At 42.0% G+C, this 14,292-nt stretch carries 12 protein-coding genes; 8 read left to right on the forward strand and 4 right to left on the reverse strand.

The features are described 5' to 3' along the window. The first annotated feature begins 72 nt into the window (after positions 1–72). Together DZ860_RS09785 and DZ860_RS09790 are read left to right on the forward strand one after the other, a co-directional pair. The gene (locus tag DZ860_RS09785; protein ID WP_120030753.1) at positions 73–2,802 is read left to right on the forward strand and encodes a heavy metal translocating P-type ATPase; all 2,730 of its coding nucleotides are present in this window, start codon (positions 73–75) and stop codon (positions 2,800–2,802) included. A 133-nt stretch (positions 2,803–2,935) separates the two neighbouring features. Continuing rightward, positions 2,936–3,379: a DUF411 domain-containing protein gene (locus tag DZ860_RS09790; protein ID WP_120030754.1), complete on the forward strand. Its 444-nt coding sequence runs from the start codon at positions 2,936–2,938 to the stop codon at positions 3,377–3,379. Between the two features lie 138 nt (positions 3,380–3,517). On the opposite strand, the gene hemH is transcribed toward DZ860_RS09790, so the two are convergent. From hemH to htpG, 3 genes are all read right to left on the reverse strand, one after another. Next, positions 3,518–4,483, reverse strand: a complete 966-nt coding sequence (hemH, locus tag DZ860_RS09795) for a ferrochelatase (protein WP_120030755.1) — start codon at positions 4,481–4,483, stop codon at positions 3,518–3,520. Between the two features lie 193 nt (positions 4,484–4,676). Next, positions 4,677–5,321: an adenylate kinase gene (adk, locus tag DZ860_RS09800; RefSeq protein ID WP_120030756.1), complete on the reverse strand. Its 645-nt coding sequence runs from the start codon at positions 5,319–5,321 to the stop codon at positions 4,677–4,679. Between the two features lie 353 nt (positions 5,322–5,674). After that, positions 5,675–7,579: a molecular chaperone HtpG gene (gene htpG / locus DZ860_RS09805; protein WP_120030757.1), complete on the reverse strand. Its 1,905-nt coding sequence runs from the start codon at positions 7,577–7,579 to the stop codon at positions 5,675–5,677. A 262-nt stretch (positions 7,580–7,841) separates the two neighbouring features. Between htpG and DZ860_RS09810 the strand changes: the two genes are divergently transcribed. The 3 genes from DZ860_RS09810 to DZ860_RS09820 all read left to right on the forward strand — a co-directional run bounded on the left by DZ860_RS09810 (position 7,842) and on the right by DZ860_RS09820 (position 10,100). Then, the gene (locus DZ860_RS09810) at positions 7,842–8,735 is read left to right on the forward strand and encodes a transcriptional regulator (RefSeq protein ID WP_120030758.1); all 894 of its coding nucleotides are present in this window, start codon (positions 7,842–7,844) and stop codon (positions 8,733–8,735) included. A 12-nt stretch (positions 8,736–8,747) separates the two neighbouring features. Further along, on the forward strand, positions 8,748–9,266 hold the full coding sequence (locus DZ860_RS09815; protein WP_120030995.1) for a regulatory protein ToxS: 519 nt from the start codon (positions 8,748–8,750) through the stop codon (positions 9,264–9,266). 78 nt (positions 9,267–9,344) lie between these two features. After that, entirely contained in the window at positions 9,345–10,100 is a 756-nt protein-coding gene (locus DZ860_RS09820; RefSeq protein ID WP_120030759.1) for a sulfite exporter TauE/SafE family protein, read from the forward strand. Between the two features lie 239 nt (positions 10,101–10,339). On the opposite strand, the gene yfcE is transcribed toward DZ860_RS09820, so the two are convergent. After that, entirely contained in the window at positions 10,340–10,888 is a 549-nt protein-coding gene (yfcE, locus tag DZ860_RS09825; RefSeq protein WP_120030760.1) for a phosphodiesterase, read from the reverse strand. 312 nt (positions 10,889–11,200) lie between these two features. Between yfcE and DZ860_RS09830 the strand changes: the two genes are divergently transcribed. The 3 genes from DZ860_RS09830 to DZ860_RS09845 all read left to right on the forward strand — a co-directional run bounded on the left by DZ860_RS09830 (position 11,201) and on the right by DZ860_RS09845 (position 14,187). Continuing rightward, positions 11,201–12,115 carry a TIGR01777 family oxidoreductase gene (locus tag DZ860_RS09830; RefSeq protein ID WP_120030761.1) on the forward strand — a complete coding sequence of 305 codons (915 nt, stop codon included), beginning with the start codon at positions 11,201–11,203 and terminating at the stop codon, positions 12,113–12,115. 79 nt (positions 12,116–12,194) lie between these two features. After that, a complete protein-coding gene (locus tag DZ860_RS09835) occupies positions 12,195–13,022 on the forward strand; it encodes an SDR family oxidoreductase (RefSeq protein ID WP_120030762.1) in 828 nt (275 codons plus the stop codon). Between the two features lie 310 nt (positions 13,023–13,332). Continuing rightward, positions 13,333–14,187, forward strand: a complete 855-nt coding sequence (locus DZ860_RS09845; protein WP_120030763.1) for a co-chaperone YbbN — start codon at positions 13,333–13,335, stop codon at positions 14,185–14,187. Positions 14,188–14,292 lie beyond the last annotated feature (105 nt).

The raw sequence follows: 14,292 nt of genomic DNA on the forward strand, positions 1-14,292 counted from the left end.
TTAACAACCCCATTGACCTTACCCTTGAGTCAAGGTTTATTCTTGACGGTAGTTTATTTTGAGGGCAAACGTATGACGCATTTTGAGATACCACTAAGTGGACTAAATTGCATGGGCTGCGCGAAAAAAGTCGAGCACATTTTAACGCAAGATCACCACGTTACAATTCAAGCTCTATCGCCGACTCACGTCAGTTTAGAAAGTACAAGCTCATTTGCCGAACTTGCTCACTCGATTGCTAAATTAGGCTATCAGGCAGGAATAAGCCAAACTTTTACTCTGTCTGGATTAAATTGCGGCCGCTGCGTTAGCAAACTCAGTGCTGTTCTTGAGGCAAACTCTCACATCAGTACTTTCGAGGCCACAACAACTCAACTCACTGTGACCTCTTCATTAAGCGAACAAGCCATCATTGAACTTATCGAAACGGCTGGATATCACGCTGCTTTACGCGCAAATGAAGATCCATCAATTGAAGCGCTATCAGAGCCAGCAATAACGCCAGACGACGAGTTAATAGCATCAGAGATTTCGTCGCACCAAAATATTCCAAATCAGGATAGTGATACTCAACAGACACACCTTTTAATCTTGGGTATGACTTGTGCGAGCTGTGTCTCTTCCGTCGAAAGTGCGCTTTTATCTGTACCAAGCATAACTAAAGCACAAATTAACCTCGCTGAACAATCTGCGATTATCTGGCACCATGATGACATAGCAAATATCCAAGATAGTGTTATGGCTGCTGTTAAATCTGCAGGCTATCAAGTGGAATTGGTCGATGATCCACAGCGCCAGCAAGAAAAACAACTCGCTCAACAGCAACACAGTAAACGGCTCCATTTTCGTAATGCCTGTATAGGACTCTCTGTCGGAGTACCTTTAATGATTTGGGGACTCGTAGGCGGCAACATGATGATACGAAACCCACTAGACCAATGGGTTTGGGGTGGTATTGGTGTGCTGTGTTTTGTTTTACTGGCAACTGCTGGTCGTTCATTTTTCGTTAATGCTTGGCAGGCGTTAATGCATAAGCGCGCAACGATGGACACACTTGTCGCTTTAGGTACTGGCGCTGCATGGCTATTTTCAATGTTGATCGTGTTCTTTCCAAATTGGTTCCCGGCAGCTTCACGCCATGTCTATTTTGAAGCAAGTGCTATGATCATTGGTTTAATTTCTCTAGGGCATTACATAGAAGCCAAAGCGAAAGCAAAAACGACACTATCCTTACAAGCGTTAATCAACTTACAACCTAGCAACGCGACTTTGGTAACGGAGGGTGGTGACGAAAGCATTGCCGTTGCAGCAATCCAAAAAGGGATGCTGTTACGCATCAAGCCCGGTGAAAAAATCCCAGTTGATGGTGAAATATCACAAGGTGAGTCTTACGTAGATGAATCAATGCTAACCGGCGAGCCCATGCCTGCGACAAAAAAAGTAGGTGATCACGTCGCGGCTGGGACACTCAATCAAGACGGCAGCCTTATTATTCGTGCCACCAGCGTCGGCAGTGAAACCATGTTAGCGCGAATCATTCAAATGGTACGTCAAGCTCAAAGCAGTAAACCTGCTATAGCGAAACTTGCGGATCAAATTTCAGCGGTATTTGTTCCTATAGTTGTGCTAATTGCACTGTTTTCTGCACTGGTTTGGTTTTGGGTTGGTCCAGATCCAAAAGTGAGTTACATGCTTGTAGTAGCAACAACCGTACTCATCATTGCATGTCCATGTGCTCTTGGCCTTGCAACACCATTGTCAGTGACTGTCGGTATCGGTAAAGCGGCAGAACTAGGTATCCTAATTAAAGATGCCGATGTACTACAATCTGCAAGTAAAATCGACACGGTTGTGTTTGATAAAACCGGTACCTTGACCCAAGGAAAACCATCGGTACAGAAAGTTTTTTCTATCAATAATGAAGATGCATCATTGTTGCAAAAAGCGGCCAGTATAGAACGTTTATCTGAGCACCCATTAGCGAAAGCGATTGTAGCTAAAGCAACAGAACAAGAGCTCACACTAATGCCTGTTACAGAGTTTGAAAATCGACGCGGTGTGGGAGTGCAAGGTATTATTGAAGAACGCGAATTTGCGGTGATTTCTTTAGCACACGCAAAAAGCACAAGCTTTGAACTTTCAGCGTTCGCCAGCTCAATAAAAGAGTGCGCAAAGCAAGCATGGACTCCGGTTGTCGTTATCGAGCAACAGCAAGTGATCGGCCTTATCGCGATAGCAGATCCAATCAAGCATGATGCAGCTAAAGCCGTTGAAGCGCTCAAGCAGCAAGGTATAACACCGATAATGTTAACCGGTGACAATGATGCGGTAGCGCAAGCAATTGCGACGCAACTGGGCATTGAACGTGTTATTTCACAAGTGTTACCCGATGAAAAAGCGGGACACATCGAACAACTTAAAACACAAGGCTACAAAGTTGCGATGGTCGGAGACGGCGTTAACGATGCCCCAGCTCTTGCTCTCGCAGATATAGGTATTGCCATGGGCAGTGGTAGTGATGTTGCCATTGAAAGCGCTCAGATGACACTATTGAATTCATCACCGATAGCAGTAGTCAATGCGATAGAACTGTCACGTGCTACGGTTAAAAATATGAAGCAAAACCTGTTCGGCGCATTTATTTATAACTCACTGGGAATCCCTATTGCTGCTGGTGTTTTATATCCACTGTTTGGCTTCCTGCTTAGCCCTGTGGTTGCCGGAACGGCCATGGCGTTGTCATCAATTACGGTTGTCAGTAATGCTAATAGGCTACGACTATTTAAAACAACGATGCGTTGAACATGAACGCATCAATAGGGTTCATTGATTTCACACTGAGGCTAGCTACACATCCTAGCCTCTGCTGTGAATCAATACCCAACAATTCGCTGCAAAAATCAGCTTAAAAGGTCAACAGACCCTAGGAATAACTATGAAATTAAAAACGCTATCACTCATGCTTATTATGGGCGCATCAGCAAGTGCTCATGCAACAGATGTACTTAACTACAAATCACCATATTGTGGTTGTTGCACGGAATGGACCAAACACATGATTGATGCAGGCTTTAATGTCAAAGAAGAACTGCATGAAAATATGAACCCAATTAAACAAAAGCTTGGCGTCACTCCTCAACTAGCCTCTTGCCATACTGCTGTTATCAATGGGTATGTATTTGAAGGACATATACCGGCTGATGACATCAAAGCCTTTCTCGATAACCCACCAAAAAATGCAAAAGGGTTAACCGTTCCAGGTATGCCGATGGGATCGCCTGGCATGGAATACGGTGATCAAAAAGATAGTTATGCCGTTTATGCTTTCAATGAGCGCGGACAAACATTTACATACCGTCGCTATGAGGGGAACCAGTAACGTCATTGTTATTTGACGTCATTGTTATTTGGTTTGATGTAATTAGATCGTGAATCATAACCATTTATTCTGACTGAGTTACATAAAAGAAAGCCCAGCATTGCTGGGCTTTCTTGATTAATGCTGTGCAAAATGATGTTACAAAAACTCACGTCGAACCAATGATTGCATCATTTCTATGTGTGCTGGGTCATCATTAAGACAAGGGATATAAGTAAACTTCTGCCCGCCTTTTTCTTCAAATAACTCCTGGCATTGCTCGGAAATTTCTTCTAGTGTCTCTAGGCAATCAACAGAAAATGCAGGCGCCATAATATCAATATTTTTGACACCCTTATTAGGCAAGGCTTCCAACGTTTTGTCAGTATAAGGCTTCAGCCATTCTTCTCGCCCAAATCTAGACTGATACGCCATACCAATTTGTGAATCATCCAGCCCTAATTCTTGCTGTAAAAGCCGAGTCGTTTGTTCACAATGCTGAGGGTAAATATCACCATTATCAGCAAGACGCTTAGGAATACCGTGATAAGAACAGAGTAGATAGTCACCACGACCATTCTTTTCCCATGAGCGACGAACGGAACCAGCTAGCGCTTTAATATAGAGAGGATGATCATGATAATCACGAATAAGGCGGATACCCGGAATAGAGTTGAGTGCTTTGAAGGCTTTACTTAAACCATCAAACACTGCCGCTGTCGTTGTACCTGAATATTGAGGATAAAGTGGCAGAACAATAATATCTTCTACGCCCTGAGCCATTAATTTTTCGACACCCGATAACAAGCTAGGGTTACCATAAGTCATACTCAATTCGACTGGCACATTTAGGGCATCTTGCAGTTTACTGGCTTGGCGCTGTGAGTAGACCATCAGTGGTGATCCCTCATCCATCCAGACAGTTTGATACAGTTTGGCGACTTTAGGTGCTCGAATTGGCAAAATAACGCCATGCAGAAGAGGACACCATAACCAACGGCTCATATCTACTACACGATGATCATGCAAGAATTGGCTTAAAAAGCGTTTAATAGCGGGGGACGTTGGCTCATCAGGCGTGCCGAGGTTAACCAGCAATACACCTTGTTTTTTATCGTTGTGCATAACTTCCTATCAATGATTATCGAATGGATTGACTACGGCTCGTTCTCTTATTTAGATCACATAAACTCAAGTACACAATGACTTTATGTGCTGAAACTTTATGTGCTGACTTTACTAATAAGCCATCAATAATAAAAAAGCGACCCAAAGGTCGCTTTCACTATATCAAATATCAAATCATGCAGTTAGCGAATTATGCCAATGCTTTTTCGATATCAGCACTTACATCAGATACTTGTTTAGTACCGTCAAATTTAAGGTACTTAGTGTTACCTGCTTCAGCTTCTTTACCGTAGTAAGAAATTAGTGGCGCGGTTTGCTCATGGTAAACGCCTAGACGTGCGCGAACAGTTTCTTCTTTGTCGTCATCACGAACAACTAGGTCTTCACCTGTCACGTCATCTTTACCTTCCACTTTTGGTGGATTGTAAACAACATGGTATGTACGACCTGAAGTTAGGTGAGCACGACGACCCGCCATACGCTCAACAATCACATTGTCAGCAACATCGAACTCAATAACATAGTCAACATCAACGCCCATTTCTTTCAAGCCATCAGCTTGAGGAATTGTGCGAGGGAAACCATCAAGTAGGAAACCTTTCTCACAATCATCTTGAGCGATACGTTCTTTGATAAGACCTAAAATGATTTCATCAGAAACTAGCTGCCCAGCGTCGATTACCGCTTTCGCTTGTTTACCAAGCTCTGTACCTGCTTTAATTGCAGCACGTAGCATGTCACCAGTAGAAATTTGCGGAACACCGTATTTTTCCATGATGAAGTTTGCTTGAGTGCCTTTACCAGCACCAGGAGCACCTAGAAGAATGATGCGCATGTTATATCCTCTCTAAATTTAGAAATTTATACCGAAGCTCACAATCCATTGGTCTAAACCTCTCAGTTTAATCCATGTATTTGAGACGGTAAGTTTCGGTATAAGCCAAAAATTAATGGTTTGTACTGCTATTGAAACGTCATAAGAAGTGTAATGAACACACCTTATAAGCTGTTTTAAGTTCCCGATTCTAGCATAATTTAAATGCACGACGACCGAATTAAGACTAAAGAATGTAACTCCTCTTGTGCTGAGCTACTAACAATCATCTTATTGCTGCAAAAACGTGCAAATACTCACCTGTTCAGGTAAAAAGCCCGCTAAATCGCGGGCCTTTTCGATATTATCGCTTGTTACACCTTAGTCAAAAGGCTATTTACTGCCCCTAGGAATTGAGTAGGGTCTTCCATTGAACCACGCTCTGCAAGCATCGCTTGACCTAAAAGCACTTCAATCCAACGGCCAAAGGCTTGTTCGTCAGCCTCATCAGCCATACGTTTAACTAACTCGTGGTTAGGGTTAATTTCAAAAATGTACTTCACTTCAGGAACGGCCTGACCTGCTGCTTCCAACAGTTTTGCCATTTGAGTGCCCATTTCAAAATCATCTGTCACGACAACCGCTGGCGTTGTTGCCAATTTAAAAGTAGCGCGAACTTCTTTAACTCGATCACCTAGGTATGCTTGAGTACGCTCAACAACCGATTTAAATTCTTCTTCGGTTTCTTTTTGCTTCTCTTTTTCCGCTTCATCTTCAAACTGACTCAGATCTAAGCCAGCTTTAGTGATTGACTGGAACTGCTTACCATCGAATTCTGTCAGGTAATTCATTAACCATTCGTCAATGCGATCAAACATCAATACAACTTCAATGCCTTTCGCTTTGAACTGCTCTAAGTGAGGGCTATTTTTCGCCGCAGCATAGCTATCAGCAGTCAGATAATAGATCTTATCCTGCCCCTCTTTCATGCGTTCTACGTAAGAGCTTAAACCAATCGTCTGTTCAGCTGAATCAACTTCTGTCGATGCAAAACGAAGCAGTGAAGCGACTTTCTCTTTATTTGCCATATCTTCCGCAGGGCCTTCTTTCAAGACCATGCCGAATTCTTTCCAGAATGACAGATATTTTTCATTGTCATTTTTTGCCATGCGTTCAAGCATAGAAAGAACACGTTTAGTACAAGCACCACGTAGAGACTGAGTCACTTTATTGTCTTGTAGGATCTCGCGCGATACGTTCAGTGGTAGATCATTTGAATCAATCAAACCTTTTACGAAACGTAAGTACGAGGGCATAAACTGCTCTGCGTCATCCATAATGAATACGCGTTGAACATACAGTTTCAAACCTGATTTATGTTCACGGTTCATCATATCCCAAGGCGCTTTAGCTGGGATATAAAGCAAGCTAGTGTAATCGTTTTTACCTTCTACTCGATTGTGGCTCCAAAGTAGAGGATCAGCAAAGTCATGTGAAACATGCTTATAGAATTCTTGATATTCCGCATCAGTAATGTCTGATTTATTGCGCGTCCATAGTGCTTGAGCTTTGTTAATTTGCTCCCACTTCTTCTCGCCTGTTTCTTTGCCTTCTTCATCACGAACAGCAGTTTGGATTGAAACAGGGATGCCAATGTGATCAGAGTATTTACCAATCACTTCACGCAGACGCCACTCATTTAAAAACTCTTTACCATCTTCACGCATGTGCAGAATAATGTCAGTACCACGAGTTTCTTTATGAATATCTTCAATCGTGTAATCACCCTCGCCTGCTGAATGCCACTGTACCGCTTGGTCTGCACTTAGACCTGCTGCTCTTGTACGAACAGTAACAGCATCAGCTACAATAAACGCGGAGTAGAAACCAACACCAAATTGGCCAATCAGTTGAGAGTTTTTACCTTGCTCTTCAGAAAGGTTTGAGAAAAACTCTGCGGTGCCTGATTTTGCGATAGTACCAAGATGTTCAATCACATCTTCACGGCTCATACCGATGCCGTTATCGCAAATAGTTAAAGTGTTCGCAGCCTCATCAAACGCCAATTTTACGCCTAACTCTGCATCACCTTGATACAAGTCAGCATTAGACAACGCTTGAAAACGTAACTTATCAGCAGCATCAGATGCATTGGAAATCAATTCACGTAAAAAAATCTCTTTATTTGAATAAAGAGAATGAATCATTAGGTGAAGTAGTTGTTTTACTTCAGATTGAAAACCACGTGTTTCTTTGTTCTGTGTCACAGTTTCGCTCATGTTCGCTCCATAACATCTATACTTATCAAGCCTCTACTCGATTCGATTAAGGCCAATACAATGATGATTTGTTTTAAAACATGAGGGTATAAAATGTAAATTCAAGGTCAAAAATGATAAAAACAGTGTTTTTTTTCCTCTAACTTGACTATCCTTGCATCTCAAAAAAACAATAACATAAATACTCAATCATCAGGTTGATGAATCTTTTTTTATAAGCGCGCGAATAAAATCTGGATTTTTTATAATAATGGCCAATTCCATGAGTAACATCGGCACCAAGTATATCCTTGCAAGCAGATTCACTTTTGATCCCAATACTAATTCGTTGATCGATGTGGAATATGCTAGCGAAATCATCCGCTTAGGCAGTAACGAAAGCCGAATTTTACTGCTACTCGCTGAGAAACCCAATGAAGTCATTTCTCGCAATGAACTGCACGATTTTGTCTGGCGAGAGCAAGGGTTTGAAGTCGACGATTCAAGCCTAACGCAAGCGATTTCTACCTTAAGAAAGCTGCTAAAAGACTCAACGAAATCACCTCAATTTGTAAAAACCGTTCCTAAGCGCGGCTACCAACTGATTTGTACCGTCGAGAGAACAACACCTTTGCTAAGTGGCGAAGAAGAAACCTCTGTTCTATCGATTGACTCAGATCTTGAACTTGAAAGCCCTCAAGAGCGCTTACCTGAAATTGAATCAGCACCTGAACTTATCACTGTCGAAGAAGCGTTACCTGAGCCAGAATTAAAAAACAAAGCTGCAAACTCATCCTCTACACAAAAAGAATCAAAGCCAATGTCTTGGTCGATTCGTATCATGCTTGCTCTGGCTGTTTTACTTCCTCTCTTTGTTATTTTACTGACTACCCCTGCTGAATCAGAGTTTCGTCAGATTGGTACCTATGACAATGTCAGTGTAAAAACAACCGTTAACCATCCTGATCTTTCTCGCTGGAATGCCTCGATAGAGCAATGCATCATTCGATATAATAAAACACATACTGGTGAACTTACTCCGATAGAAGTCATTGCGACTGGTGGTGAGAACAATCAGCTTGTTTTAAATTATATTCATAGCCTCAAACATTCCGGCGAAAACGTCACATTACGCATCTTTGCTGAACAAGAAGATTTCAGTAAAGTGTGCCAATAGATGGGAAATAAGATGAATCAAAAAATTGCAGCTGGAATCCTTATTCTCTCCGCTATCTTTAGTACATGGTTGTATTGGGGAAGTGATTTAAAAATTGAGCAAATCCTCACATCACAAGAGTGGCAATCTCGCATGGTCACCCTTATTAGTGAACACATTCGTGAAGATGCCGTCGGCCCTTTACGTCAGGTGAAAGTCTCTTCAAATGTGAAATACTTACCGAACGGCACATATATTCGTGTCGCTATCGTAAAACTCTATTCAGCAAATCACCCAAACAATGAAAGCGTAATAAATATATCTGAATCAGGAAGTTGGGAAATCAGCGATAACTACTTATTAGTTTCACCAACAGAGTTTAAAGATATTTCATCATCACAAAACAAAGACTTCACAGGCAGTCAGCTTAAGCTTATTACCCAGTTGTTTAAAATGGATGCACAACAAAGTCGACGTATTGATATTGTGAATGAAAAAACCTTGCTACTGACTAGCTTAAGTCACGGCTCTACGGTACTTTTCTCTAACTAAACTTTTTGTTACGCAAACGAAGGAGGCATGATGCCTCCTTTTTTATCACCTGATTTACTATGAAAGCGACTGTATTATATGGATTGGATACACTCTCTTGGCCTCTTTGTCGGCTCTCTTATTGCTAATACTCTAGCCTCACTTTCCGGAGGCGGTGCGGGTTTACTGCAATTCCCACTGTTGATATTTTTGGGCCTGCCCTTTTCTACTGCTCTTGCTACTCATAAAGTCGCTAGTGTCGCTCTCGGGCTCGGTGCTGCTTTTACTCATATCAAACAGAAAAGCATTCCTCCTACCATAGCCCTATACCTCATTTTAGTGGGTAGCCTAGGCGTTATTATTGGCGCTAATCTTGTACTCATGATCCCTGAAAATATCGCTGAAAAAGCGCTGGGTGGCATGATACTAGCGATTGGAATCTATTCTCGAGTTAAAAAACAACTAGGCCAAGAAGAGATACAAGCAAATCGAACCGTAACGGGTTGGACTATTGGCGGAATCATTTTCGTGCTTATCGGTATTATCAATGGATCACTCACCGCCGGCTCCGGCTTGTTGGTGACACTATTTCTCGTTCGCTGGTTTGGTTTTAGTTACAAGCAAGCCGTTGCGCTTACTATGATATGCGTGGGGTTATTTTGGAACGGGATTGGTGGTATAGCAATGATACAGGCAGGAGCGCCTATTCATTGGCCCTGGCTTGGTACTTTACTGCTCGCATCATTACTCGGTGGAGCACTAGGTGCATTCCTTACGACTCGATTAAGTAATCAATTCATTAAACTCTGTTTTGAGTTACTCACCGCTGCGGTGGGCATCAAACTCTTAGTATAGAGGTTAATATGAACAAGGCTATCATCGGTATCTATTCCTACCGTCAGTGTAACTAGATGCTTGGTTCGTCAGGTCTTCATATCCAATCAAAGAAGTACGCCCTGACGAATCAGGGCGTACTTCTTTGAATAAGGCAGCTTGGATAGTGCTATTTAAGCAGTGAAGTTCACCTCAATATATCGGGCGCAACACTACTATTTATTATGCGTTTTTTATCACGAGTGATTAGTTACGAGTGATTACATGATACTTGTTTGCAGTAATACATCGCCGTCAAAATTAACCACTTGCAGCAAACCGTTACTCAGCAACCCATAGCTGGCAGCAAAATTATCGCGCGGGAAAGTGATTGAACCCGGATTAAAAATAAACTGCTCACCATCCTTTTCAGCGACTGGAATATGTGAATGTCCATGGACAATCGTGTCGCCGATGCGCAACGCTGGACGTTTTGAAGCATTATATAAATGCCCATGAGTCAAAAACAAACGCTGTCCAGATTCTAACAACAACCATGCGTAATCCATCATCATTGGGAACGACAACAACATCTGATCCACTTCGCTATCACAATTACCACGTACTGCGACGATTCGGTCGGCGTAACTATTTAATAATTCAGCGACGGCTGGTGGGTTGTACCCTTCCGGAATAGGGTTACGAGGACCGTGATTTAAAATATCCCCGAGCAAAACCAATGTGTCGGCGCCAGATTGATTAAACGCACTCAACATTTTTTCAGTTGCTGGCAAGCTACCGTGTATATCTGAAGCAAAAAAGACTTTCACTACATCATCTCCTCAAAATACTTGAGGGCATTCTACGTAAATGAACTCGACTCGTCATCTGAACCATCCCATTAATCACAATATTATGGTACCTAATATGGCTGTCTCTCATCTCGTCTCATCAGGATTTTAAAATATCTATAACCTGACACTTAATGAACCAAATGCTTCAAGCTCTTCGTACTATATAACTGCCAATAAGACTTGTGAGATGCTCCCATTAGAACACTAATAAATCACTCACTATCAATTGTGATTGTGAGCATCTCTATGCGACTTAGGTATATAATTAACTAACAACAGGAGGTGAACATGAAACTATTGTTAACGGGCGGCAGTGGATTTATCGGTCGAGAGCTATTGAAACACTTAACTAATTACAACATTGTTTTATTAACACGCTCACCAGAGCAAGCGCGAAAAAACCTCCACTATGCCGACCTTGGCAATATCTCCTATATAAATAGTTTAGATGAATTTGACGATCTGAATGATTTTGATGCTGTCATTAATTTGGCTGGAGAGCCGATTGCAGATAAACGCTGGAGTCCTAAGCAAAAAGAGCTCATTTGTAACAGTCGTTGGAAGACGACTGAAAAAATTGTTGACCTCATCCACGCGAGCACCACACCTCCCGAAGTTTTTATCAGTGGCTCAGCGGTTGGTTATTATGGTGATCAACAACACCACTCTTTTGATGAATCTTTGCATGTCCACAACGATGGTTTTCCTTATACAGTCTGCGCAAAATGGGAACAAATAGCCTTAAGAGCACGTTCAGAACAAACCCGTGTCTGCTTACTGAGAACCGGATTGGTTCTTTCTCCGCAAGGAGGTGCACTAGGCAAAATGCTGTTACCTTATAAATTGGGCTTAGGGGGTTCTATCGGGTTAGGTAAACAATACATGCCATGGATTCATATGCTCGATATGGTTCGCGGCATCGTTTATTTACTCGATACTAAACATGCCAGTGGTGTGTTTAACTTCTGCGCGCCTCATCCTGTGACTAACATGCACTTTAGTAAAATGCTCGCCAAAACACTGCACAGACCCCATATATTGTTCACCCCTAAGTGGGCGTTAAAATTGGCGATGGGTGAAAGTTCTGTGTTGCTGTTTGATAGCATACGAGCCAAGCCCAAAAAACTCACCGAGCTTGGATTTACCTTTAGTTACTCTCGTTTAGAACCCGCATTGAAAAACTTATTACAACATCATGAATAATCCATTACTCTGAATCTGTCTCCCCTTAAACCGCCTAGATAGCGTTACTTAAGGGCAACTTATTTCACGGAAGGACGTCATGAATAAGGCGGTATTGATTACAGGGTGCTCAACTGGTATTGGTTACACTTGTGCACACGCATTACAAAGTCAAGGTTACCAAGTCATCGCAACCTGCAGAAAAGCAGAAGATGTTGAACGACTTAAGCAAGAGGGGTTAACTTGCATTCAATTAGACTTAGCTGATAGCAACAGTATTTCTAATGCAGTAAAAGAAGTATTCGCCATCACTCATGGTCAACTCTATGCCTTATTTAATAACGGCGCTTACGGTCAACCCGGTGCATTGGAAGACTTACCCACTCAAGCATTGCGTGAACAATTTGAAACTAATTTCTTTGGCTGGCACCAACTTGTGACCGAAATATTGCCGATAATGAGACGTCAAAACGAGGGGCGGATAATACAAAACAGCTCGGTGTTAGGGTTTGCAGCAATGAAATATCGTGGCGCTTATAATGCGTCAAAGTTTGCATTAGAGGGATGGACAGACACACTGCGATTAGAACTAGCCGGTAGCAATATTCATATTAGCTTAATTGAGCCAGGCCCTATTGAAACCCAGTTCAGAGCAAATGCGCTTCGTGCTTTTCGACGCTGGATAAACATAGAGCAGAGCGTTCATAGCAAACAATATCAACAACAAATAGCTCGGCTAGAAAAAACCACCTCCAACAATGCGTTTACTCTACCACCGGATGCCTGCATTGCACCGTTACTCGATGCATTGACGGCAAAAAAACCAAAAATCCGCTATCGTGTTACGACTCCAACCAAAGTATTCGCAATTTTAAAACGAATATTACCCACTAGAACTCTGGATAAAATATTGCAAAAAGCCGCATAAAAGTGTGGCTCTGTCATGCTACCGTCACAATAGAAGACTAGGATACATAATGTCCCCAAACAGCATCCTTAAACAAGCGTTTCATACGGTAATAGACATGACATTGAACCAGCTCAACTGGCTATGCGTGGGTGTTACGCTAACATGGTTTATTGTGACGTAAACGCCTACGCTTGTTATTAAAACAAAAAACACTGCTTTTATAGCAGTGTTTTTTGTTTGTGCGCACCATAGCCACCAGAATGACTTGATATAACGGCTCTCTGCCCATATGTTTGTTGCATAGACAGACATCGCAAGGATACGTCAAATGCATTCACCTTTTATTATTGAACTGAATGAGCAAAACTTCCGTCAAGTGTTAGAAAGCTCAATGCAGTCACCTGTATTAGTTCATTTTTGGGCTCCAATGAGCCAAGAAAGCGCTCAAGTCATCCCAGACCTGCAAGCTTTAACTCAACAATACAATGGCGCTTTTACCCTTGCTTTACTTAACTGCGAGCAAGAACAAAACATTGCCTCTCAGTTTGGTGTGCAAAGCATTCCGACCATTGCTCTGTTTATTAATGGGCAAGCTGTCGATGGGCTCGGCGGTCCTCAAGGTATTCATGAGATTCAACAAATGCTCGTGAAACACTTACCAAGCCAAGATGAATTAAATTTCATGCAAGCGGTTGAGCTTATCCGTCAAGGAGAGCACGCACAGGCACTTCCCCTACTTAACCAGCTTTCTCAAGAACGCCTGCAAAAAGGTGATGCAAAATTAGCATTGGCGGACTGTTTGATTGAAACCCAAGATTTTGTTCAAGCCGAGCAAGTGCTCAGCCACATTCCTCTTGAATATCAAGATAATGATTACAAAAGCTTAATTGCCAAATTAGATTTACATAATCAATCTGCAAATAGTCCTGAAATTCAATTGCTAGAAGCCAGTTATCAGCAAAACCCTGACGATCACAAAATTGCTAATGAGTTAGCCCTTAGCTACCATCAAGTTCAGCGTGATGAAGAAGCATTAGAAATGTTGTGGACGATTTTACGTGCAAATATGAATGCGCTCGATGGTGAAATCAAAAAAACATTTATGGATATTCTTGCAGCTCTAGGGCAAGGAAATAATGTTGCAGGAAAATATCGCCGACAGCTGTACTCTCTCCTTTACTAAAAAATTCAAGACAAAAGCTGGAATCCCTCAGCTTTTGTCTTATTTATATCCTATTGACTGACACCTCAGACATTGAATACCTCGCTAGATAGTAAATAAGAATAC

Origin of the sequence: Vibrio sinensis (assembly GCF_003605645.1) — a bacterium.
In the GTDB taxonomy this organism is placed as follows: Bacteria; Pseudomonadota; Gammaproteobacteria; order Enterobacterales; family Vibrionaceae; genus Vibrio; species Vibrio sinensis.